Genomic DNA, 21,562 nt, shown 5'->3' with positions numbered 1-21,562 from the left:
GACAGAAAGAGGTGGGCCGAGAGCTTTGCATTCAGGCCTACGTCATTCGCATTCAACAATTTTTTTGCGGATCGTTCCCGCGCTTGTCTCGTTCATGACAGGGCGTGCGGGAATATCGTATTTCCGCTTTTTTAAGATAAAGCGGATGTACTCTCACGCCATTAAGTGAATAAAAGATGATTAAACTTTTACTATATGCATTATCGATGCTGCAACTTTTTCTCCCTATCGGTTGCCCATTGGAGGTTGGAGATTGATGGCGGACGGATTCGCAAAATTTATCTCGCTCGACATGAGCGTCAGCGACCCTGCCGGCGGGCAGTCGCTGCGCGGCTTCGCGCTTAAAATGGTGTTTATTTCGATATCCTTGTCCATCGTGGTCAGTCTCGCCGTGATCTGCGTCGGCAATGCCTTGAGGATACTGCCTCTTCCGGTGATCGATGCGGTCTTCTATAGCGTGGCCATGGGTTGGATCGTCGGAGGTCTGGTTGCAGGAATCCTCTGTACGGTGCTCGGGCGCGCCATTCGCGATCTGCGCGAGTCCCAGGCGGAATTCGAGCGCCTCAGTAAAACGGACACGTTGTCGGGACTTGCAAACCGGCGCGCCTTCAATCAGGTCTTCGAAGATATTACCGGCGATGCCTCGCTTGCCATCTTCGACCTCGACCGCTTCAAGTCGATCAACGACAATTTCGGCCATGGCGCCGGCGACATGGTGATCAAGCGCGTCGCTTCGGCGATCGAGGACGTCTTTGGCGATTTTCATTGCGTCGCAAGGCTTGGCGGCGAAGAATTCGGCGTCATCGTCTGCGGAGGGGACCGGAAGGATCGTGTTGCGCTGATCGAGCTGGCGCGCGTGCGGGTTGCCTGTCTCTCGGTCAACTTCGAAGGACATCTTTTGCAGACCACGGTATCTGTCGGCGTGGCGGAAATAGAGGCTAATCGTTCCAAGCACGATACTTTCGCGATAGCGGACAAGGCGCTCTACAGCGCCAAGGCCGCCGGGCGCAACCGCCTTTGCCATGGCGATGCATCCCATGTGCGCAGGGAGATCGACAGTGGTCTGGCGAGGCCATTGCAGGCTGCATCCTGAAACATTGCGCTCTGTAGCGCGATTGCCAGATGGCCGGCAGTCAGCGGCTTGCAATCCACCGCTCTATCCGGCAAGACTTGATGCTTCAGGATCACATTCAGACCGGAAGCTTCATGTTACGCGTTCAATCCTATCTTCCTGCCGGCACGCCCGGCGATGAGCCGAGCGGCTACGTCACTCTGGCTCATGATCAACGGCATCTGCGGCGCAAGCTCCTGCATCTCCAGAATGACGAGATGGTCATGCTGGACCTGAAGGAAGCCGTTCTCTTTGCCCATGGCGATTTGCTCGTCGTTGAAAATGGCGATCTGGTCGAGGTGCGGGCAGCAGATGAGAAGCTGTTCGAAGTCACGGCAAAGAACCCGCTGCACTTGATCGAACTCGCATGGCATCTGGGCAACCGGCATTTGTCTGCGCAGATCGAAGAGGACCGGATCCTCATCTTACGCGACCACGTCATCCGCGCCATGCTGGAAGGCCTGGGCGCGACGGTTCGCGATGTGGAGGAACCTTTCCAGCCTGCGCGCGGGGCCTATCATGCTCATGGCGGCCATTCGCATGGGGGACACTCCCACGGTGATCACGCCCATCATCATCACGACTGACGCATGACAGCGAAACGCAATGTCGACAGCCTGCTGAGGTTGATGGCCTGGATGTCGCCGGCTTTTCCCGTGGGGGCGTTCTCCTATTCCGGTGGGCTGGAAAGCGCTGTGGAGGACCGGCGCGTTTTCAATGCTGCCGGGCTCGATGAATGGATCGCTCTGTCGCTTCGACGCGGCACGCTCTGGAACGATGCAGTCATGCTGTGTCAGGCCTGGAATGGCTTTGAAGACCGCGCCTTGCTTTACGAGATCGCGGCCTTGTCTCGTGCTCTTGCAGGCTCCGCGGAGCGTTATCGTGAAACGGTTCTGCTAGGTGATGCCTTTGTCGGCGCAGCGCGCGCCTGGCCGTCGTCGGTCTTCGAGCGGTTACCCGAAACTCCCACCTATCCCGTTGCCATAGGCGCAGTCGCCGCTGCCCACGATATCGGACTGGAAGACGTTCTCGCTGCCTATCTTCACGCGGGACTATCGCAATTGATTTCGGCTGGCATCCGTCTTGGCGTCGCAGGGCAGACGGACGGCGTGGCGATCATGGCAAGGCTGGAGGAGATGGTGGCGGATGTCGCAAACCGTGCCGGTTCAACCACCTTGGATGATCTCGGATCGGCCACGATCATTGCTGATACCGCACCCATGCGGCACGAAGTACAGGCCACGCGGCTTTTCCGCTCCTGACCATTTTGCTTCTATTTTGCTGTTGATGGGGTGGGCTTGAGGCCGCTATTGTCAGCAAAACACATCCGGAAGGGGAAGCAGATGAAATCGGGAAATGGCCCGCTCAGAGTCGGTATCGGGGGGCCTGTCGGCTCCGGCAAGACGGCACTGACGGAGAAGCTTTGCAAGGCGATGAGCGCGGAATTTTCGGTCGCGGTCGTGACAAACGATATCTACACTAAGGAAGATGCCGAAGCGCTGGTCCGAATGCAGGCGCTGCCATCGGAGCGAATCGTCGGTGTCGAGACAGGCGGATGCCCGCACACAGCAATCCGTGAGGATGCGACGATCAATCTACAGGCGATTGCCGGTCTGAATGAGCGCTTTCCCGATCTCGATGTCGTCTTCATCGAATCGGGCGGTGACAATCTCGCTGCGACCTTCTCGCCGGATCTGGCGGATATTACGATTTACGTCATCTCGGTTTGCCAAGGCGAGGAAATCCCGCGCAAAGGCGGCCCAGGCATTACCCGATCCGATCTTCTGGTGATCAACAAGAAGGATCTGGCGCCCTATGTTGGCGCCGATCTCGATGTGATGGACAGTGACGCTACGCGCATGCGCAAGGAAATGCCGTTCTTTTTTACCGATATGAAGCGCGGAGAGGGCATCGACCGCATCGTCGGTTTTCTGAAGCAGCAGGGCGGATTGTAAAAAAGTCGCTAGGGGAGGGGCGGTTCGCCAGGACAGTCCCGCCTCAAAAGCGTGTCGTGATCTTGCTCTTTAAGCCCTTGTTGTCTCGCATGCCGGCGCCGCAAAGCTAGCTGCACACCGTGGCGCGACATGCTCCAAGGCTGGTCTTGAAAATCAAAGCCTGTTCAGGGCAGCGGGGTCGTCGATGTGAATGACGCGGCCGCGCACGCTGACGCCGCAGCTTTTGAGCGTGGAGAAGGCGCGCGACAGTGCTTCCGGCGCCAGGCCGAGTTTGCCTGCCAGGACGCTTTTCTGGAAAGGCAGGCGAAGGGAGTAGGATCCGTTATCCGAAGGCGCCTGCGTCATCAGGTAATGTGCCACCCGCTGAGGTGCGGTTTGCAGCCGGTCATTGGCAACGCAGTCCATGACCTTGAGATTGTTCTTCGAGAGAGTTTGAATAACGGCCCGTGCGACAGTCGGATCGGCCTCCAGCATAGCCCTTATTCTGGCAAGCTCCAGCCGCGCCAGCATGCAGCATTCGGTTGTCTGGGCGCTGTAGCGATTGCCGCCGGTTTCGAAGATCATGCAATCATTGAAAGTCTCACCCGGACCGCAGATGCGGATATCGGCTTCGCGACCATCCCTGCTGGCGCGGAAAAGCCGCACATGGCCGGTCAGAACGTAATAGAGAAAGTCCGTCGTTCCGGCCTCGGTGAACAGCATATGGCGCGCTGGTAGCGTCAGCAGCGACGCGGCATCGATCACCGACCTTGCAGACGCCTCGCTCATGGACGACAGAAGATCGCTGCGAATGAGAAGGGATTTGTCCCTGTTGGTGAGTTTCTCGGTTCTATTCACGCTCGGCCCTCCAAACCATACCCTCCTTCATGTCCTCTCGGTCCGTTAACAGGCAGAGGCGCGAAGTTCGGCTATGGATGTTGTCATGGAAAGAGAATAGCGCGCTCCGCGAAGCTCAAATTGATTTCGATCAAACTTTGACAAAAATCATGATGGGGCCGTCTTAACCAGGACGTCGCGATGGTACCCCAGCGTTGCAGGTAGAAAATCATGTCGCGCGAACGCTTTATGTTGCGCGACATGATCGAAGTCTGGAAAACGTCACTCTGCCGCGAGAGGCGGAAGTCGAAGCACATTGTCGGATTTGCCAGTGCGGGCATCCTTTGGTGTGTTTTTCTCCACTGCTGAAATCCGCTCGTCCATGGCAGCGATTGCCTGGCTGTTTTCTCGCGCGACGTTCGACAGTTCTTCCGATGACAGGATCGGATGCTCTTCCTCTTTCTTGCCGACGAAGCGGCCAAACAGGTGGGCGAGCAGACCAGAGAGATCGTCCATGATCAGGAAGAAGGCCGGGACGACGATGAGCGACAGAACCGTCGAGACGATGATGCCGCCGATCACGGCGATTGCCATCGGGGCGCGGAAGGAGCCGCCTTCGCCGACGCCGAGCGCGGATGGCAGCATGCCAGCCGACATGGCGATCGAGGTCATGATGATCGGGCGGGCACGCTTGCGGCCCGCCTCCACCATGGCGTGAACGCGCTCCATGCCGTGACGGCGCATCTCGATGGCGAAATCGACGAGGAGGATGGCGTTCTTGGTGACGATGCCCATCAGCATCAGAATGCCGATGAGAACGGGCATGGAGAGCGCATTCTGCGTGACGATCAGCGCCACAGCCACACCGCCGATCGCAAGCGGCAGCGAGAAGAGAATGGTGAAGGGCTGGATCACGTCCTTGAAAAGCAGGATGAGAACCACGAGCACCAGAAGCAGGCCAAGCAGCATGGCGTTGACGAAGCCCTGCTGCATTTCGCCCTGCACCTTGGCATCACCGCTTTCCGCCAGACGGACGGTGGGCGGAAGCTGCGTTTCTTCGACGATCCGCTTGAACTCAGCCGTCGACGTATCGAGGGCTGTGCCGAAAGGCACGTCGGAGCCGATGGCGACGACGCGGCTTCGGTCATTGCGCTTGATCGAGCTTGGGCCTTCCGCGTAGTCGATATCGGCAACGCTATAGAGGGGAACCGTGGCCCCGGAAGCAGTCTTGATCTTCAGTGCGCGGATGGCAGCCAGATCGCGCCTGACATCAAGCGATGTCTGGACACGGATCGGGATTTGCCGGTCATCGAGTGAGATCTTCGTCAACTGCGCATCGATATCGCCGATAGTGGCAACGCGTACGGTCTGCGAGATCTGCTGCGGCGTAATGCCGAGGCGGGCGATCTGGTCCTTGCGAGGGCGTATCTGCAATTCGGGGCGCGGCAGTGCGCCCTCGGAGCTGACATTGGCAAGGATCGGCGAAGCGCGCAGGCGCGTTTCCAGGATGCCAACTGCCTTGTTCAAATCCTCCTCGCTGGAGGAGAGGAAGTTGAAGGTCAGTTCGCGCTCGCCACGGTCGTTGAGCTTTATGATGCGCACATCCGGAATGCCGTGGATGCTGGCAAAAATATCGCGTTCCACATCCCATTGCGGTCGGGTTCTGCCATTATCTTTGACCTTTGGCAGATAAGACCCAATGAGCGGGAGAGAGCCGAGGCCATCATTGACGACGGTTTTCAGCAGAGAGTGGTCGATCTTCTTCAGGATGACGCGCACCGTTGCGCGGCGCAGTTCCAGATCGCCTTTTGGCGAAGCGCCGCCGAGGATGAAGACGCTTTCGACGCCATCGATGCCCTTGATCGCGTTGTTGATCTTGGCGGTCGTGGCGTCCGTCTCATCCAGCGTTGCATTCGGCGGAAGCTCGATTGACAGAACGACGCGTGAGGAGTCGTCCGGCGGCAGGAAGCTGCCGGGAACTTGGGCAAGAAGCATAAGCGATGCAACAAGGAAGCCGATCGCACCTAGCAGCGTCAGATAACGTGCCCACCATTTGCGCGTCGTTCCCGTTACCATGCTCGTGTAGGCCTTCATCAGGCGACCGTCATTGTCGTGATGATCGTCGACGGCATCGTCGGCGCGCATGAGGTACGCAGCCATCAGCGGCGTGATCAGGCGCGCGACCATCAGCGAGAAGAAGACGGAGAAGGCGACGGTGAGGCCGAACTGAATGAAGTACTGACCGGGAATGCCCGGCATGAACGAGACCGGCACGAAGACGGCGATGATGGTGAAACTGGTGGCGATCACCGCAAGGCCGATTTCATCTGCAGCTTCGAGCGCTGCGCGATAGGGCGTCTTGCCCATCTTGATGTGTCGCGAGATGTTTTCCACCTCCACGATCGCATCGTCGACGAGAATACCGGTGGCGAGCGTCAGCGCCAGGAAGCTGACGAGATTCAGCGAGAAGCCGAGCAGATCCATCACCCAGAAGGTGGGGATGGCTGACAGTGGCAGGGCCACGGCGGCAATGAGGGTGGCGCGCCAGTTGCGCAGGAAGAGCAAAACCACGATGACGGCGAGGATCGAGCCTTCCATCAGCGTATGGAGAGCGGCTTCGTAGTTGCCGTAGGTGAAGTAAACGGAATCATCCACCATCTGGATGGCGACATCCGGATGGTCGGTGCGAACCTTGTCGAGGTTCTGCGCTACGGTCTCGGCCACTGTCACTTCGCTGGCGCCCTTGGCGCGGAAGACGGCGAAGGTAACGGCCGGGTTGCCGTTGAAGCGCGAGAAGGATTTGGGCTCTTCGTAGGTGTCGGTTACCCGTCCGAGTTCCGATAGTTTGACGAAGTTTCCGTTGGGCAGCGCGATCGTGGTATTGGAAAGCTCCGCCACGTTGCGCGCGTCGCCCAGTGTGCGGATCGTCTGTTCGTTGCCGCCCACTTGTCCTCGACCGGAGCCGAGATCGATATTGGTGCCGCGCAGTTGGTTGTTCACCTCGGCTGCGGTAATGCCATAGGCATCGAGTTTCGACGGGTTGAGCGACACGCGCACTTCGCGATCGGCGCCGCCGTAGCGGTCGATCTTGCCGACGCCTGGCTGCCCCTGGAGTGCGCGCTTGATCGTGTCATCGACAAACCAGGAGAGCTCTTCCAGCGTCATGTTCGGCGAGGAGACCGCAAAGGTCTGAATCGCCTGGCCTTCGACGTCGATCTTGCTGACGACGGGTTCTTCGATGCCGGCGGGCAGATTGGAGCGAATCTTGTCGATCGCGTCCTTGGTGTCCTGCACGGCCTCCTCTGTCGGCTTTTCGATGCGGAAGAGAACAGTCGTCAGCGACTGGCCGTCGGTGACGGTGGATTGGATTTCATCGATGCCGCTGATCGAGGCGACTGCATCTTCCACTTCCTTCGTCACCTGCGCCTCTAGCTCGGAGGGCGAGGCGCCGCTCTGCGTCACCGTTATGGCAACGACAGGAACGTCGATATTGGGGAAGCGTGTAATCGGCAGGTCGTAGAATGCCTTGATGCCGAGGAAAATCAGCAGCGCGAAGGCAAGCAGCGGCGCAATCGGATTGCGGATGGACCATGCAGAGAAGTTCATGGTTTTGCCTTCGCTTTAGTTCGAGGCCGCGGCAGCAGCCGGGACCGGGTTGATCTTGTCACCGTCGCGGACGAACGCGCCTGCCTTCTCCACGACCTTATCGCCGAGCGACAGGCCCTGCTTGATTTCCACGAAGCCTGAATCCTGAATGCCGGTCTCAATCTTCACCTGCTTGACGACGCCATTTTCCACCCTGCGCGTGGTGGAGCCTTCGCGACCGGAGATGACCGCCGACAAGGGGAGGGCAAGCGCATTGGCAGAGGCAACGATGATATCGGCGTTCGCATACATGCCCGCTCGCGCAGGGCTATTGGCCGGCAGTACGATGTGAACCGAGCCAAGGCGCGTCGTTGGATCGACGGTCGGTGAGACGATGCGTACTGTGCCCTCGATCTTGCGATTGCCACCGGCGACCGTCAGGCTTGCCTTCTGGCCGACTTCGATCTTCTGAATGTCGGTTTCCGACAGTTCGGCGACGAGTTCGATCGCGCCATCCTTGATGACCGTGAAAAGCGGATTGCCCGACCCGGTGGCGATGGCGCCGATGCGGGCATTCTTGGCGGAGATGATGCCTGCAACGGGCGTCTTCACGCCGGTGCGCGCAAGCTTCAGATCAATATCCTCGATCTGCGCATCCACCACCTTGATATCGGCCTCGCCGACCGTCACGGTCTGCCTGGCGGCTTCCAGCCGGGCTTTGGCCACATCTGCCGCCGCTGCGGTCTGCTCGACTTGAGACACGGAGCCCGAGCCGGATTGGCCGAGGCGGGCGGCGCGGTCCTTCTGGCGGACGGCGTCATCCAGATTGGCCTGGGCTTCGATGACCTGCGCCTTGCTCTGCGCTACAGCCGCTTGCGCCTTTGCCTTGTTGGCTTCCAGCTGGCTCTTCTGCAAAACCAGGCTGTCGCGGGAAAGCTCGGCCAGAACCGCACCCGCTTCCACCTTGTCACCAACATCGACATTGAGCCTATCGACGGCAAGGCCTTCGACCTGTGGCTGCACGTAAATTTCGTCCACCGGGCGAATGGTGCCGGTGGCAATCACGCGGTCCACAAGATCGCGCTTCGCGACTTCCGTTACCACGATGGAGGGCAGGTTATTGCGGCTTGCCTGCACGGGCTCGCCTTCTGCCCATGCCACCGTCTGGAGAGCCGAGCCGAGAAGAAGAAGAGCAGTAAAACCTGCAATCGGTGCGATGCGCATAATGTGTCCGTCCAAAGTGGGTCGCGTGATGCTCGTGCGCCATCATCGGCGCCGTTTATCCCAGGCGAGAAGTGCATGCGATATTCGTTAGACCGTTATACGATATCGGCGTCCATCCGGTTTTCCGAACCGTGATGTCGACGATACTGCACCAGCGTGTCCCATCCCCCTGGCGCAAGCTTGGTAAGAGCTCTTGTACAGGGAATTTAAATGCGCAATCGCTACTTTTCAATCCGTGTAGCCAGAGGTTCGGCTATACATTTATGAATAATGGCTCGCGATCGGGATCGACAGTTACGGGCTGAGATCGCTGGTCGTTACGTGTTTTTCCCAAGGCGGACCATCTTGACGAGAAAACATGACGATTATCATCAACTTTATTCTTTACTCCAAAACTCATCTTTAATATCGTGGCGGCAAGAACCGGCGGAGGGTCGGGTTTCAACAGCAAGGTGAGGCATGGCGCGGAAAGAGAAAAAGAAGGCAGTGCGGGGCAAGCAGGATGAACGCTCTCAATCGCCAGTGACATCCGTCCAGCAGCAGACACCGTCCGGTCCGAAAAGCTTTCTCTATGTCGGCGGGCGCGATTGCCAGGTGGCGCATCTGCGTCAGATCGCCAGCGCTTTCGATGCCGAACTGATCCATCATGACGGGGGGTTGCGCGAAGCGGTGTCCCGCATTGACACGCTGTTGCCTTCGGTCGACTGCGTCTTCTGCCCCATCGACTGTATCAGCCACGACGCGTGTCTGCGCGTCAAATCCGGCTGCAAGAAGTTCGGCAAGACGTTTATCCCGCTGCGCAACGGTAGCAAGTCGAGCCTTGAGCGGGCGCTGCAGACGATGAATGAGCGCGGTGCGAATTAAGGGCTGATGCGGCCCCGGATGAGGTCTGCAGGTACTCCTACTATCGAGTCGTAAAAATAGTGGATCCTCGCCTCAAGGGCGAGGATGACGGAGGATAGGTCTGAGGCTGATCGCGCCCACCTCTACGTGGCGAAACATGGTTTCTACAAAGCGTTCCTGCGGATGACTTCGCTCAACCAGTGATATGACGCCTTCGGAATACGCTGCAGTGTCGGGTAGTCGACATAGACCAGACCGAAGCGTTTGGAATAGCCGCGTCCCCATTCGAAATTGTCCATCAGCGACCAGGCGAAATAGCCCTTGATATCGTGGCCTTCTTCGAGCGCGTCGAGAAGAACGTTCAGGTAGCCTTCGAAATAGGCGATGCGATCCTTGTCGATGACCTTGCGATCCGGGCCGAGCGCGTCCGGATAGGAGGCGCCGTTTTCGGTGATGTAGATGGTCGGCTTGTTATAGCGCTCGCTGGTATCGCGGATCTGTTCGAGGAACGCCTGGGGATCGACGACCCAGTTGACATCGGTCAGCGGACCCATGCCGGTGGGTGGGGCGGTCTCGGCAACGCCGAAGGTTGTGTTCTTGTTGGGTCCGACGAAGACGGGATTGTAGTGGTTGAGGCCGAAGAAATCCATTGTCTGGCTGATATCGGCCATGTCGTCGCCAAGAATGAACGGCTCCATTTCCCTGGCGATCGGCTCTGGATAGGTGCCGAGCCACAGCGGATCGACGGTCACGCGGCGCCAGAGGCAATCCCCCAGAATGCGGGCTTCCTCGTGGGCCGCGTCGTCGTAATGCGGACGCACCGGCCCGAGCGAGACGATGTTGCCGACTTCCGCCTTGGGTGCTTCGGCGCGAACGGCCTTGACCGAGTAACCATGGGCGAGGTTCAGCGTGTGGATGGCCTGCAGGCTGTCCTCATAGGACTGCTTGCCCGGCGCGTGACGACCGACATTATAGGCGACCCAGGGAATGACGTTCGGTTCGTTGATGGGCGCAAAGCGTTTGACGCGGTCGCCAAAGTGGCGGGCAATCGTCGCGGCGTAATCGGCGAAGATCTTTGGGGTTTCGCGCGAGCGCCAGCCGCCCTTTTCTTCCACCGCCACCGGCATGTCCCAATGATGAAGGCAGATCCACGGCTCGATGCCTTCATACAGGAGAAGGTCGATAACGCGGTCGTAAAAATCAAGCCCGCGCTGGTTCACCTGACCCGACCCCTCCGGGAAAATGCGCGGCCATGCGGTCGACAGTCTATAGGCGCCGACGCCAAGACCGCTCATCAGGCCGATGTCTTCCGGATAGCGGTGGTAGTGGTCGCAGGCGATATCCGCCGTCTCGCCATTGGTGGTGCGGCCCGGCGTGTGGGCATAGACATCCCAGACACTCTGGCCGCGGCCATCCTTGTTGACGGCGCCTTCGGTCTGGAAGGCGGAGGCGGCGACGCCCCAGAGAAAGTCCTTGGGAAAAGAACGCGTCATGACAGATGCTCATTATCGATGAAGGAGGCTTGCGGCGTGCCCCGCATGGGCTGCGGGACACGTGTTTGCTTGGGAGGAGAGTTGACCTCAGTTGCCGGTGCTGACATTCCAGAAATACGGCCAGGGGGATGGCTTGAAATCCTTGAGCGTCTTCTTCTTCGAACTTAGCGCGTTGAAGTCACCGACCTTGTAGACCGGGGCTTCCTCATAGAAGACCTTCTGGATTTCGGCGAACAGCGCCTTGCGCTTTTCAGGATCGGATTCAGCAATGAAGGGCTCGACTGATGCGGCCTTGGCAGGCGTCGACCACCAGCCGGGATAGCTGTCGGACATCCAGCCATTAAGAATCGGCTCTGGCGGGAACGGGCCGTGGGTGATGAAGATATCCCACAGTTTCGGGTCGGCGCGGCGGGTTGTGAGCGTTGCCCAGTCGAACACGCCAAGCTCGACCTTGAAGCCGGCGGCCTTCAGATATTCGGCTGCGACCTGCGCCATCTTGTAATGGAATTCATACTGGCGGCTGGTCAGGATGCGGATTGGCTTTTCGCCGTCATAGCCGGCTTTTTTGGCCATGGCTGCCGCAGCTTCGGGGTCGCCCGCGCCATAGCGCTCGATGCCCTCTTCCGTGTGCCATGTGTAGCCTTGTGGATAGAGCGCGCCATCGACGGCGAAGAATTCCGGATTGCCGAAGGCGGCCAGCAGCATGTCTTCCGGGTTGAGCGCGGCCTGGATGGCGTGGCGCATCTCCTTGTTGGCAAGCACGCCTTCCTTGGTGTTCATCACCATGACCGGCGCACCATAGGGCTTCAAGACCACGGGCTCGGAGGCCTGCGACGCCTTCAGACGGTCGAAGGTTTCAGGCGGTAGAGAATCGGCATAGTCGAACTGCCCGGAGACGGCACCTTCGAGGCGGGTGTTGGCATCTGGAACCGGCACGAAGCGGACTTCATCGAGGATCGCCTTGCGCGCACCACCAAAACCGTTGGCCGCTTCCGAACGCGACTGGTAGCCATCGAAGCGGACCAACTGGATATATTGGTCGGCCTTGCGTTCTTTCAGCATGTAAGGGCCGGTGCCGATGATCTTCGTCAATGGGTCTTCGGCAAGATTTGCCTTCGGCATGATGACGGCGGCGGAGTTGTTGAAGGCCAGAAGCGACAGCAGGGGTGCATAGGGCTTGTTCAGCACGATCTGGATGGCGTCATCGCCCTTGGCGGTAACCGAAGTCAGATAGGGTGCGACCTGCTTGCCGCGCGATGCGATCTTTGCCCAACGCTCGATCGAGGCGACGACATCGGCCGACGTCATGGTGGCGCCGTCATGGAACTTGATGCCCTTGCGCAGGACGATGTCATAGGTCTTGCCGTCGGCGGAGACCGTCGGCATGCCCTCGGCCAGCAGCGGAACGACATTCCATTCGGCATCGAATGTGAAGAGCGTCTCGAAGATATGCTGCGTGATCATGCCCACCACATCTGCCGTCGACGCCATTGGGTCGAGTGTGGGCGGTTCGCCGATGGTGGCGACATTGACGACGCCGCTGGCGAGGGTGGGTGTGGAAATGGCCGGCAAGAACAGCAAGGAGGCTGCGAGCAGAGTGCGTTTAAGCATGACGTTCCCTCGTATTAATCCACAGTAGTGGAATATGCATTCTTATTGCGTCATACTGTAGCGGGATGATTTGCGTTGTCAAATGCGTTTGCGCGCAAAGCTGCGTGCAAGAAACAACCGTCAGGCCTCACAATGACCGAAGCGACGCGACAGGCGTTCAATGGCGAAAACGCGCCAAAACGTCGACGTCGTCCGCGAGTTTCGTGCCTTGAGCGAAGTAACTGCCGGTGAGGGTAGGAGAGGTGCCGTTGCCTGGCTGCGTCGCTCGGGCTTAGGGTGCTTCCAGAAGGCCTGCTACGCGCCGGAGCTTATCCAGATCTTCTTCGATCATCGATGTTGCCTCGGCACGCTTGATTGCGCTTCTCGAATGGTGAAGGGCAATGCGTCTGAACTCGGGGTGGCGAAACCCGGAAAGCGTGATGAACGCTTTCTGCAATCGAATGCCCACTTCGAGGATCGCGGCGCCATCCCGGGCAAGCGGAATGAAGAGATCATCAAAGACATCTTCGAGCCTGATGGGCGCGACATGCAGACCTGGATATTGCACATCGATATCGTCGGCGTGTTCATCCCAGACGGCCAAGACACGCATGTATCTCGAAATCAAATCGATCGCAGTTCCGGAATCGTTGATCGCTTGCGACAATGACCGGGACGCAATTTCAGCCAGAACCGCAGCACCGAAACGGGGATCCTGGTCAAAGGACCGCACGTCGCCGATCGTGAACGCTGAGGCTATGCGCTTTTGGACCTCTTCATCAACATCGCCGACGATCCAGCCCAGGGGATTATTCGGCGCAACAAGCTTGCCGGCTATGGCCACCACTGCAATGTCGACGTCGAATTCTTCCGAGATTTGCCCCAGCACGCCACCATCCACATGCTGGACGTAGCCGACCTTTGGCTGGTGGACGGGTATGTTTGGTCCGCTGAGCCTCGGATCATTCTCCTCCAGTTCTTTCCCGCCGAGACATGGACTTTTTATCCAGGCTCGAAGGGCTTCTATGGTCGCTTTTTCGACGCGCTCGGTCGTTTCAGTAACGCGGCCGAGGCGGGAGAGATGATCGATCCATCGGAGCAGAGTGACGATGATGAGAATGATGACGCCGATCGTCACGACGAAAAGAATGACGCGCCCCTGGTCGCCATAGACACCGGTCGCCAGCGCGATGATGCCGACGAGACTGAAGAGGAACGAGCCGACGAAGGTGGCCAGCACGTTTTGTGTCGTGCTGTCTTCCATCACGAGCTTGGTGGCCCGCGGCGTGACATTGTTGGTTGCTGCCGAATAGGCGGCGACCATCGTGCTCAAGGAGAAGGTGGTGACCGTCAGCATGCTCGACGCGATGATGCCGAGGATCTTGTCGACAGCGTCAGCGCCGATCTTCGCCGGAAGATCTGCAGGAATGTAAGAGGAAAAGGCAACGGCGAGAAGCGCGGATGCGACGCCTCCGAGTGAAAACAGAGTGGCCCTGAACCATATCCGCCGGACAATCTGGTTGATCCACCACTGCCATTTCGATGTCATTTAGCCCCCGCTCCATTGCAGCCCGATCGTCCGTCGCCGCCGGCTTGAATACTCTGTTGGAGCGATAACGAGGTTACGCAAACGGCGTTCCGTCTCTAGCGCAGCCGGCGCTGATGGCCTGCCGCGGCGGCTCTCGTCGTCAGGTCAGTCGCGCGCGGTCTTGAAGAAGGCCGAAAGTGAAAGCACCAGCCAGCCGAAAATCATGCCAAGCCCGCCAGCAGGTGCTGCCATGGGAAAAAGGCTTGCGCCGGTGAAATGCTTCGACACCAGATCACCGGCGAAAAGTGCGGTGCCCAGACCCAGAAGAATGGCAGAGGGCAGGGCGGTTTTAAGACGGTCCCAGCCGAGATGGAGGCCAAGCAGCACCGGCGCATGGGCTAGACACATGGCAGACGCATTGCCGAGCATATAGGTGGCGCCGGTGTGGGTGGCCGCGGCGGCAAGTGCAACGCCGGATGCGCCGATCAGGCCGCCCAGAAACAGCGTCGCGGCTCTCAAAATACCATCTTTCATTGCTGGCCTTCCTCCCGGTTCTGCATGTGGAAGGCCAGTTTCTCGACCGGTCCCCAGATGATTTCGCGCAACTTCGGGTTCTCGATTGTTTCATCCATCGCGCGTCGGAAGCACAGCAGCCACTCGTCGCGCTCCGTTGCGCCAATGGGTGCAACGAAATGGCGGCGGCGCAGCATTGGATGACCGTGTTTTTCCACATAAACGGGCGGTCCACCGAGATAGCCGGTGAGGTAATCGTAGAACTTGCTTTCGCTGCCGGTCAAATCCGGCGGGTGGATAGCGCGGCAATGCGCAGCTTCCGGAAGGGTATCCATCAGCTCATAGAAGCGCCTCGTCAGGGCGCGAACCGTCGCGTCGCCACCAATGGCTTCATAGAGAGTGATCGTTTCGTCTGCCAAGCCGTGCCGCCTCCGTCTGATCCGCTTTCTGGCGCGTAACCACGCAAAGCGCAATCGCAAAGGCGGTGGATGCGGCAATTTGCGCGCCGCATCCGGGTGATGGGTTGAACGGATCAGCCGAAATTGCGGATCAGATCCAGTCCTTGATTGAGCAACGCATTGGCCTCGTCTTCATTGGCCGCTTCCACATAGCACCGCATTTCCGGCGCATTGCCGGACGGGCGGAAGTGGATGGTGTTGCCATTAGTCAATGTGACCCGCAACCCGTCGATATCGCTCGTGGACTGGACTTGGCCGACCGGGCGCAGGAACTGCTCGAGATTGCTGCGCGAGGCACGCAGATGCTCCATCAGCGCCGAGCTTTTCTCCTGAGCGAAATTCTGCAGGCGGTCGGCTGCGGCGACAGGCAGGCTGTAGGCTGCGGCAATCTGCGAGAGTTTTTTCTTCTCCAAAGCTTTCAATTGCAGCGTTGCGAGGATCGGCAGGAAGCAGTCTCGGGTTGGCAACGGCGCGATGATCTTGCCATGCAGGGTAAAGGGGGTTCCGGTCAGGAAGCCGCCATTGGCTTCGAAGCCGACGATGCGATCGCTTCCGTCGCCAAGCGCGTCCGCCATTCCGGCAATGACGAAGGGCGAACCCACCTTGGTGCGCACAACTTTGAACTCGCCTGCAGCTTCGATACCGGAATTGGAGGTAACCGGTGTAACGACGACCTGTGCCTTCAGGAAGTTGGCAGTGATAAGCCCGATCAGATCGCCACGCAACGGTGTGCCGGTTTCATCCGCCAGAAGGGGTCGATCACCATCGCCATCGGCAGATACGATCGCGTCCAACCCATGCTCGGGCGCCCAGGCTTTCAACTTCTCCAGCTTTTCAGGAGAGACGGCTTCGGTGTCCACCGGAATGAAACTTTCGGAGCGACCGAGCGCAATGACCTCTACGCCATAATGCGCCAGTACATCGACAAATAGATCCCGCGCCACCGTGCTGTGCTGATAAACGCCAATCTTCAAGCCTTGCAGCGCTTTTTCCGGCAGGAGGCCGATGTTGCGCTCGTAAAAGAGCCGGGTCGCTTCGGTGGCACGGGTTTGGGCAGCGCCGTTTTCTCCCGTCAGCTCGTCCTGCTTCAGGTTTGCAGCCAGATCGGCAATTGCTGTTTCGTCCTGCTTGTCGATTTCGCCATCGGGACGGTAGAATTTGATGCCGTTCCGGTCTGCGGGGATATGCGAGCCGGTGATCATCAGCGCAGCCGCCTTGAGAGACAGGCCATAAAGCGCAAGGGCAGGTGTGGGCAGCGCGCCACAATCGATCGGCTTCAAACCAGCGCCCTCTAGCGCTGCGATACAGCTTGACGCGATGGCGGGGCTGGAGTCGCGAAAATCCTGGCCGATCAGGATCGGATCGCCAGGTTGCGCCAACCCAGCGTTCAGCAGGTGCCGGGCAAAGGCCGTGGCGTAGAGGGAAGAGGCCTTACCCTTCAAATCTTCCGAAAGACCGCGCAAACCGCTCGTTCCAAACTTCAGACTCATCTGACAAAGCTCCTTATGCTGTAACTGTCGGCGGGCTGTTTATGAGAGGCCCTCGCCATCCCTAACGCCAAACGTCCGGCATTGATCCCGCTCCATCGCCTAAAGGGTGGTATTCTATTGCCGCTGACGTTGGAAGAGTCTGTTTTCTTGTCGCCATAGCAGTCATGCGCCAAGCTTGGTGTCTTTCGATCCATGTTCTATACCGGCGAGTGACGTTCACGGGATAGGATAGAATGGACACTGTATCGATCGACAATCGTGGCGATTTCGGCCTCTGGGCTATTGAGCGCGCCAAGGCGATTATCGCGGTGGAGGCTTCCGAGCTTGCCATCGCATCGCGTGATGGCAAGGAGGAGGACATTCGCGAGGCGGCAAATGCGCTGGGTGCGGCAATCTCCGCAGCCCTGCTCGAAGTTTATGACGGGTTGGTGCCCGAGGAGTGATCGGCGCCTCGAATGCCTGAATAGCGCAGCGCGATAAAAGCGGTGAGGCAGGCGACGGCGAAAGCATTGAGGTTGAAGAGTTTGCCCAGATCCTGCGCGCTCCAGAGGTGAAGCGCATCGCCGATCAGATACCGAGTGGCCAGGAAGCCGGCAAAGACGAAGCCCGTCAGGCCGATCTGCCAGAGTTTTTCGCTCGCCCTGAAGGACAGTGCTACCAGCATGATGCAGGCGGCGAAGAATAGCTCGGTCCCCGATCCGGTGCCGAAAAGTTTCGTTTCGAACACGGTATCGATCGTCCCGATGACCGGCAGTGCGATCCTTGCTGCGAGTGCCGAACGCTTGGCGATGAACGGGATGGCGAGGAAGAAGGGCATGGAAAGGACGCTGATCCACGCCGCCTCGACGCCGTTGCCCACCACCCACCAGATCGTTGGCGGGTAGAATGGCTTGTTGGCGACGATAACCCAGGCAACCGTTACCGTGGCCGCCGTGAGGGCGTCTTGTCTGCCATTTTGACCGGACGGCATCATTTGCCGACCGGTTTCAGCAAGTAGTGTCCGACGCCCCAGACCTGACCCTTGTCGTGGCCGAAGAGCCCGGCGGTCGCGAGGAAAAACAATCTCCAGCGCCGATGCCAGAGCGCGGCGTCCTTTCCATAGACCCGTTGCAGGATCGGCCTGATACGCTCAGATTCGCGGTCGAAATTGGCAAGCCAGTCCATGGCCGTGCGGCGATAATGGGTGCCGGACCAACGCCACTCCGCCTCCACCGCGTACATATCGCCAAACCGATGCGGCAGGTCGTGCGCCGGCATGATACCGCCGGTGAAGAAGTGATGCGCGATCCAGTCGGCTGGATCGTCCGGATTGAAACGGTAGGAGCGGTTCTTGTGGGTGAAGACATGGATGAACAAACGGCCATCCGTCTTCAGCCAGCCGTTGCTGCGTTCAAACAGCGCCCGCCAGTTGGACATGTGTTCGAACATTTCCACCGAAACGATACGGTCGTAGATGCCCGATGGCGCGAAGTCATTCATGTCGGCAGTGATGACGGTCAGGTTGGTCAGACCCTGCCGCTCGGCTTCGCCAACGATATAGGCACGCTGGGAGGAGGAATTTGAAACGGAGGTGATGCGGGAATTGGGAAATTGCCGCGCCAGATAGAGTGAAAGCGAACCCCATCCGCAGCCAAGTTCGAGGATGTCCATTCCGTCGTAGATATCGGCGTGCTTGACGGTTTCTGCCAGGGCGGCGGTTTCGGCATCTGCCAGCGTTGTGGTGTCGCTCGGATAGTAGCAGCAGGAATATTTGCGCTGCGGACCAAGGACCAGCGAGAAGAATTCGGCCGGAACCTCGTAATGCTGTCGATTGGCCTCATCCGTATGGGTTGCGACCGGGAAGTCCGCCATGTCTCGGGCAAAGGCGAGTTCGTCGCCGTCCGGTACCTTTTCAAGTCGGCGCTTGGTGCGGTTGCAGAGGAAGTCGATGCCGGTCAGTGTCAGACTATCGGAAAGAGGTGCCTTTTCCGCAGCGTTGATGGCGAATGCCAACATATTCATGTCATGCCTCCTCTTTGCGTGGTCCGGGGAAAAACGCGTTGACGCGACGCTGAAGCGCGCGAAACTTTTCGCCGCGCGAGCGCAGCATGTGATCTTCGAGCGGCGGTATGCCCGATGCATGGACGAGCAACCAATACATCAGCGCGGGCGCCAAAAGTGCCGCCCAGGCGAAGGGCGAGGGGCCAGTCAGAGCCAGAAGTGGCCATGAACACCAGTAGAGCCATTCAAAGAAATAATTGGGGTGGCGGGAGTATCGCCAGAAACCCTCTTCGCACACTTCCGTCTTCGCTTCAGGCTTCTTGCGAAAACGCGTGAGCTGCCGGTCGGAAAGCGCTTCGCCCGCGACAGCGAGAAGTCCGATCACAACTGCCACGAGATCGAGCGAATGCGGGAAGGACGCCGTATTGAATGCCGCCAGATAAATGGCGAGCACCAGAATAAACCCAGCTAAAGCCTGAATTTGCAGGAAAAGAAAGAGACGTTTAGAAGCGCTGCCTCCCCATTCCTCTATGAGCTTGGCATAGCGCGGATCTTCGCCGCCACCCTTCGTTCGAAAACCGATATGGCTTCCCAAACGAATGGACCAGACAACGATCAGAAGAAACGCTGCGAGCCTGCGCTGCGTCGTGCCGGAGGCAATCAGAATCGCGATTATGCCGCCGATGCCGATCGCAAAAGACCAAATCGTGTCGATCCAGCCGCTGGCGCCGGTGCGGCGCTGCACGGCCCAGGCCGCTACCATGGCAAGCGAGAGGCCAATGGCGATGAGAAACAGGAAGAGGACATCCATCGAAAGGTGCTTTCCGTGATCGAGCCTATATCATCCAAATCTACGGATGAGCGGTGTCTGCGGTTTCCTCGCGGAAGAAAAAAATTCTTGTCCGGTTTCTTGTGATCCGAAACCGTGGTCGGCGCGTTGTTCTCGTCATCACCCGGCGCAGACTGCGTATAGAAAGAGGATTTCAGCATGAAAACAGCTCTGAAACTGTCCATACTTGCCCTCGTTATCAGCACCAGCAGTGCATTTGCCGACACTATCGAAGGTCAATGGGCAAGAGGCGACGGCAACGCCAAGGTCAAGATTGCACCCTGCGGCTCCGATATCTGCGCGGTCAACACCTGGATCAAACCCGGCACGCCCAAGGAAAAAACCGGCGACAAGCTGGTCATGAGCATCAAGCCGACATCCGGCGGCGGGTATTCCGGTACCGCTTTCGATCCGCAACGCGACCTCACCTATAAGCTGACCGTATCGGTGAAAGGCAACAACATGACGACCAAAGGGTGCGTCCTTGCGGGCATCTTGTGCAAGGGCGTCAACTGGACGCGCATCAACTGATCCGGAACGCTTCCGGCGAGATTGCCTGAAACCTGTGCGGTCTCGCCTGTCCTTCCATCCATATCTATCCCGTCTCGGGCTTCAGGAGTTCCCATGAAACGCTTCGTCATCGCCTACATAGCAACCATGGTCTTTTTTCTGGCCATTGATGCGGTATGGCTAAGTACGATGGCCGATATCCTGTACCGTCCGCTGCTCGGCGACCTGCTTGCGCCGCAATTCCGGCTCGCCCCCGCCGTCCTGTTCTATCTGATCTATTGCGCAGCACTCACCTTCTTTGCAGTTCTGCCGGGCCTGGAACGGGCAAGCCTGAGTGTCGCTCTGCGAAACGGCGCCTTTTTCGGCTTTGCCGCCTACGGCACCTACGATCTCACCAATCAGGCGACCCTCGTCACGTGGCCAACGACACTGACGATCGCGGACCTGATCTGGGGATCGGTCCTGTCTGCGGCTACTGCCTTTGGCTCCTGCTGGCTCACGGGAAAAATGAACCGACGCTCCACCCATTGACGAGACCTGCCATTTCCATCTCGCCTTTCGAGAGGGCTTGATTTAAACCCTCATAAGACCTTTTTTCAGGACCATCATGCCCAACACTTTGCTGCCGATGCTTGGAACGGTTCTTGCCATGAGCGCTATGACGCCTGCCATTGCAGCAGCGGATTGTCCAGCAAAGGGTGAGGCTAGGGTCGATGTTGGCGGCTTCGAGCTGAACAGCATCATCGTGCCTGCGGGGAAGCAAGCCGATCTGCCGCCAATCGTCTTCATCCATGGCGCCAGCACGAGCCTTTACGATCCGCTTTATGCGTTCGGTGAGCCGCTGAAAGGTCGTGCGACGCTGCTGTTTGTCGACAGGCCGGGGCATGGCCTTTCCGATATCGGCCCGAAGGAGAACATTCTTCCGGATGCGCAGGCCGATGCCATTGCCCAGGCGATGAAGAAGCGCGGCATTCGCAAGGCGATCATCGTCGGTCATTCCTTCGGAGGGGCGATCACCGCGGCCTTCGCGCTTCGCCACAAGGATATGGTGGAGGGTCTGGTGTTCCTGTCGCCTGCGCTCTACCCTTGGCCGGGTGGGATCAGCTGGTATTACGATGCGGCGCGCGCGCCTGTGGCCGGGGTGTTCTTCAGCACGCTGATTGCGCCACCTGCCGGGCTTCTAGCGCTTAACAGTGCGGTGAAGGGGGTCTTTGCACCAAACCCGATGCCTTCCGATTACGTCTCCAAGACCAAGGCGTATCGTGCGCTTCGCCCTGCGGCCTTCCGCCACAATGCCCAAGAAGTAGGCGCGTTGAATGGCTGGGCAAAAGACGCCTCCGCGCATTACAAGGACATCAGAGCAAAAACGATCATCATCGCCGGAGACAAGGACGGAGTCGTCTCGACCGAGATCCACTCCAAGCATCTGGCGCGCGATGTGCCGGGCGCAGAGCTCGTCGTCGTTCACAATCTCGGGCATAAATCGGATTATGTCGCACGCGACCTCGTCATAGCCGCGCTGGAAAAGATCGCCGGCAAACCGCGCAATCTCAAGGCTATCGCCAGGACGCTCGAAAGCAAGATCGCCAGCGACAAAGGCACGCTGTAGCGGCTCCCATCTGTTTCAGGGGCAACAT

Annotated in this window: 21 protein-coding genes; 9 read left to right on the top strand and 12 right to left on the bottom strand. The window is 58.8% G+C overall.

What is annotated here, in order from left to right:
• Positions 1-256 precede the first annotated feature (256 nt).
• From QZ862_RS00290 to ureG, 4 genes are all read left to right on the top strand, one after another.
• Positions 257-1,093, top strand: a complete 837-nt coding sequence (locus tag QZ862_RS00290; RefSeq protein WP_296035114.1) for a GGDEF domain-containing protein — start codon at positions 257-259, stop codon at positions 1,091-1,093.
• 113 nt (positions 1,094-1,206) lie between these two features.
• Positions 1,207-1,698 carry an urease accessory protein UreE gene (gene ureE, locus QZ862_RS00285; RefSeq protein ID WP_296079641.1) on the top strand — a complete coding sequence of 164 codons (492 nt, stop codon included), beginning with the start codon at positions 1,207-1,209 and terminating at the stop codon, positions 1,696-1,698.
• A gap of 3 nt (positions 1,699-1,701) precedes the next feature.
• Positions 1,702-2,373 (top strand): urease accessory protein UreF, encoded by a 672-nt coding sequence (locus QZ862_RS00280; protein WP_296096741.1) that lies wholly within the window; start codon positions 1,702-1,704, stop codon positions 2,371-2,373.
• Positions 2,374-2,454: 81 nt separating this feature from the next.
• Complete coding sequence (gene ureG / locus QZ862_RS00275; RefSeq protein WP_296020079.1) at positions 2,455-3,066, top strand: urease accessory protein UreG; 612 nt, start codon at positions 2,455-2,457, stop codon at positions 3,064-3,066.
• Between the two features lie 153 nt (positions 3,067-3,219).
• Here the strand turns inward: ureG and QZ862_RS00270 are convergent, their stop codons facing one another.
• The 3 genes from QZ862_RS00270 to QZ862_RS00260 all read right to left on the bottom strand — a co-directional run bounded on the left by QZ862_RS00270 (position 3,220) and on the right by QZ862_RS00260 (position 8,691).
• Entirely contained in the window at positions 3,220-3,903 is a 684-nt protein-coding gene (locus tag QZ862_RS00270; RefSeq protein ID WP_296020077.1) for a cyclic nucleotide-binding domain-containing protein, read from the bottom strand.
• 261 nt (positions 3,904-4,164) lie between these two features.
• A complete protein-coding gene (locus QZ862_RS00265; RefSeq protein ID WP_296096740.1) occupies positions 4,165-7,488 on the bottom strand; it encodes an efflux RND transporter permease subunit in 3,324 nt (1,107 codons plus the stop codon).
• A 15-nt stretch (positions 7,489-7,503) separates the two neighbouring features.
• Positions 7,504-8,691 (bottom strand): efflux RND transporter periplasmic adaptor subunit, encoded by a 1,188-nt coding sequence (locus tag QZ862_RS00260; RefSeq protein ID WP_296020071.1) that lies wholly within the window; start codon positions 8,689-8,691, stop codon positions 7,504-7,506.
• 459 nt (positions 8,692-9,150) lie between these two features.
• Here QZ862_RS00260 and QZ862_RS00255 point away from each other — a divergent pair, with 459 nt between their 5' ends.
• Complete coding sequence (locus QZ862_RS00255) at positions 9,151-9,555, top strand: DUF2325 domain-containing protein (RefSeq protein ID WP_296096738.1); 405 nt, start codon at positions 9,151-9,153, stop codon at positions 9,553-9,555.
• A 143-nt stretch (positions 9,556-9,698) separates the two neighbouring features.
• On the opposite strand, the gene QZ862_RS00250 is transcribed toward QZ862_RS00255, so the two are convergent.
• The 6 genes from QZ862_RS00250 to QZ862_RS00225 form a co-directional block, all read right to left on the bottom strand.
• Complete coding sequence (locus QZ862_RS00250) at positions 9,699-11,027, bottom strand: GH1 family beta-glucosidase (RefSeq protein WP_296096735.1); 1,329 nt, start codon at positions 11,025-11,027, stop codon at positions 9,699-9,701.
• 87 nt (positions 11,028-11,114) lie between these two features.
• Positions 11,115-12,638 (bottom strand): ABC transporter substrate-binding protein, encoded by a 1,524-nt coding sequence (locus QZ862_RS00245; RefSeq protein ID WP_296096732.1) that lies wholly within the window; start codon positions 12,636-12,638, stop codon positions 11,115-11,117.
• A 271-nt stretch (positions 12,639-12,909) separates the two neighbouring features.
• Positions 12,910-14,166, bottom strand: coding sequence for a DUF2254 domain-containing protein (locus QZ862_RS00240; RefSeq protein ID WP_296096729.1), 1,257 nt, complete (start codon positions 14,164-14,166; stop codon positions 12,910-12,912).
• A gap of 144 nt (positions 14,167-14,310) precedes the next feature.
• A complete protein-coding gene (locus QZ862_RS00235) occupies positions 14,311-14,679 on the bottom strand; it encodes a DUF423 domain-containing protein (protein ID WP_296096727.1) in 369 nt (122 codons plus the stop codon).
• Positions 14,676-15,077, bottom strand: coding sequence for a group II truncated hemoglobin (locus tag QZ862_RS00230; protein ID WP_296020057.1), 402 nt, complete (start codon positions 15,075-15,077; stop codon positions 14,676-14,678). Before QZ862_RS00230 ends, QZ862_RS00235 begins: the two co-directional genes overlap by 4 nt.
• Positions 15,078-15,190: 113 nt before the next feature.
• Positions 15,191-16,606, bottom strand: a complete 1,416-nt coding sequence (locus QZ862_RS00225) for a phosphomannomutase (RefSeq protein WP_296096724.1) — start codon at positions 16,604-16,606, stop codon at positions 15,191-15,193.
• A gap of 233 nt (positions 16,607-16,839) precedes the next feature.
• On the opposite strand from QZ862_RS00225, the gene QZ862_RS00220 reads away from it, so the two are divergent.
• Positions 16,840-17,049: a hypothetical protein gene (locus tag QZ862_RS00220; RefSeq protein ID WP_296020052.1), complete on the top strand. Its 210-nt coding sequence runs from the start codon at positions 16,840-16,842 to the stop codon at positions 17,047-17,049.
• Here the strand turns inward: QZ862_RS00220 and QZ862_RS00215 are convergent.
• From QZ862_RS00215 to QZ862_RS00205, 3 genes are read right to left on the bottom strand one after another with little or no spacing between them, the layout of a single operon-like run.
• A complete protein-coding gene (locus QZ862_RS00215) occupies positions 17,022-17,576 on the bottom strand; it encodes a hypothetical protein (RefSeq protein WP_296040724.1) in 555 nt (184 codons plus the stop codon). The two genes, QZ862_RS00220 and QZ862_RS00215, sit on opposite strands and share 28 nt — an antisense overlap.
• Complete coding sequence (locus tag QZ862_RS00210; protein WP_296096722.1) at positions 17,576-18,607, bottom strand: cyclopropane-fatty-acyl-phospholipid synthase family protein; 1,032 nt, start codon at positions 18,605-18,607, stop codon at positions 17,576-17,578. Before QZ862_RS00210 ends, QZ862_RS00215 begins: the two co-directional genes overlap by 1 nt.
• A 1-nt stretch (position 18,608) precedes the next feature.
• Positions 18,609-19,397 carry a DUF1295 domain-containing protein gene (locus tag QZ862_RS00205; RefSeq protein WP_296040682.1) on the bottom strand — a complete coding sequence of 263 codons (789 nt, stop codon included), beginning with the start codon at positions 19,395-19,397 and terminating at the stop codon, positions 18,609-18,611.
• Positions 19,398-19,574: 177 nt separating this feature from the next.
• Between QZ862_RS00205 and QZ862_RS00200 the strand changes: the two genes are divergently transcribed.
• From QZ862_RS00200 to QZ862_RS00190, 3 genes are all read left to right on the top strand, one after another.
• Positions 19,575-19,946 carry a DUF2147 domain-containing protein gene (locus QZ862_RS00200; protein ID WP_296079595.1) on the top strand — a complete coding sequence of 124 codons (372 nt, stop codon included), beginning with the start codon at positions 19,575-19,577 and terminating at the stop codon, positions 19,944-19,946.
• Between the two features lie 93 nt (positions 19,947-20,039).
• Positions 20,040-20,456, top strand: coding sequence for a DUF2177 family protein (locus QZ862_RS00195; protein ID WP_296096718.1), 417 nt, complete (start codon positions 20,040-20,042; stop codon positions 20,454-20,456).
• Between the two features lie 118 nt (positions 20,457-20,574).
• Positions 20,575-21,534 (top strand): alpha/beta hydrolase, encoded by a 960-nt coding sequence (locus tag QZ862_RS00190; RefSeq protein ID WP_296096907.1) that lies wholly within the window; start codon positions 20,575-20,577, stop codon positions 21,532-21,534.
• Positions 21,535-21,562 lie beyond the last annotated feature (28 nt).

Origin of the sequence: uncultured Agrobacterium sp., assembly GCA_913777615.1 — a bacterium.
Taxonomy (GTDB): Bacteria; Pseudomonadota; Alphaproteobacteria; order Rhizobiales; family Rhizobiaceae; genus Agrobacterium.
This window is presented reverse-complemented; position numbering and strand designations above follow the sequence as displayed.

What these genes read in the sequence shown, in the direction of transcription:
- QZ862_RS00290 (WP_296035114.1), top strand. Translation starts at nt 257, where the DNA reads ATGGCGGACGGATTCGCAAAATTTATCTCGCTCGACATGAGCGTCAGC.
- ureE (WP_296079641.1), top strand. Translation starts at nt 1,207, where the DNA reads ATGTTACGCGTTCAATCCTATCTTCCTGCCGGCACGCCCGGCGATGAG.
- QZ862_RS00280 (WP_296096741.1), top strand. Translation starts at nt 1,702, where the DNA reads ATGACAGCGAAACGCAATGTCGACAGCCTGCTGAGGTTGATGGCCTGG.
- ureG (WP_296020079.1), top strand. Translation starts at nt 2,455, where the DNA reads ATGAAATCGGGAAATGGCCCGCTCAGAGTCGGTATCGGGGGGCCTGTC.
- QZ862_RS00265 (WP_296096740.1), bottom strand. Translation starts at nt 7,488, where the DNA reads ATGAACTTCTCTGCATGGTCCATCCGCAATCCGATTGCGCCGCTGCTT.
- QZ862_RS00260 (WP_296020071.1), bottom strand. Translation starts at nt 8,691, where the DNA reads ATGCGCATCGCACCGATTGCAGGTTTTACTGCTCTTCTTCTTCTCGGC.
- QZ862_RS00255 (WP_296096738.1), top strand. Translation starts at nt 9,151, where the DNA reads ATGGCGCGGAAAGAGAAAAAGAAGGCAGTGCGGGGCAAGCAGGATGAA.
- QZ862_RS00250 (WP_296096735.1), bottom strand. Translation starts at nt 11,027, where the DNA reads ATGACGCGTTCTTTTCCCAAGGACTTTCTCTGGGGCGTCGCCGCCTCC.
- QZ862_RS00245 (WP_296096732.1), bottom strand. Translation starts at nt 12,638, where the DNA reads ATGCTTAAACGCACTCTGCTCGCAGCCTCCTTGCTGTTCTTGCCGGCC.
- QZ862_RS00240 (WP_296096729.1), bottom strand. Translation starts at nt 14,166, where the DNA reads ATGACATCGAAATGGCAGTGGTGGATCAACCAGATTGTCCGGCGGATA.
- QZ862_RS00235 (WP_296096727.1), bottom strand. Translation starts at nt 14,679, where the DNA reads ATGAAAGATGGTATTTTGAGAGCCGCGACGCTGTTTCTGGGCGGCCTG.
- QZ862_RS00225 (WP_296096724.1), bottom strand. Translation starts at nt 16,606, where the DNA reads ATGAGTCTGAAGTTTGGAACGAGCGGTTTGCGCGGTCTTTCGGAAGAT.
- QZ862_RS00220 (WP_296020052.1), top strand. Translation starts at nt 16,840, where the DNA reads ATGGACACTGTATCGATCGACAATCGTGGCGATTTCGGCCTCTGGGCT.
- QZ862_RS00215 (WP_296040724.1), bottom strand. Translation starts at nt 17,576, where the DNA reads ATGCCGTCCGGTCAAAATGGCAGACAAGACGCCCTCACGGCGGCCACG.
- QZ862_RS00210 (WP_296096722.1), bottom strand. Translation starts at nt 18,607, where the DNA reads ATGAATATGTTGGCATTCGCCATCAACGCTGCGGAAAAGGCACCTCTT.
- QZ862_RS00205 (WP_296040682.1), bottom strand. Translation starts at nt 19,397, where the DNA reads ATGGATGTCCTCTTCCTGTTTCTCATCGCCATTGGCCTCTCGCTTGCC.
- QZ862_RS00200 (WP_296079595.1), top strand. Translation starts at nt 19,575, where the DNA reads ATGAAAACAGCTCTGAAACTGTCCATACTTGCCCTCGTTATCAGCACC.
- QZ862_RS00195 (WP_296096718.1), top strand. Translation starts at nt 20,040, where the DNA reads ATGAAACGCTTCGTCATCGCCTACATAGCAACCATGGTCTTTTTTCTG.
- QZ862_RS00190 (WP_296096907.1), top strand. Translation starts at nt 20,575, where the DNA reads ATGAGCGCTATGACGCCTGCCATTGCAGCAGCGGATTGTCCAGCAAAG.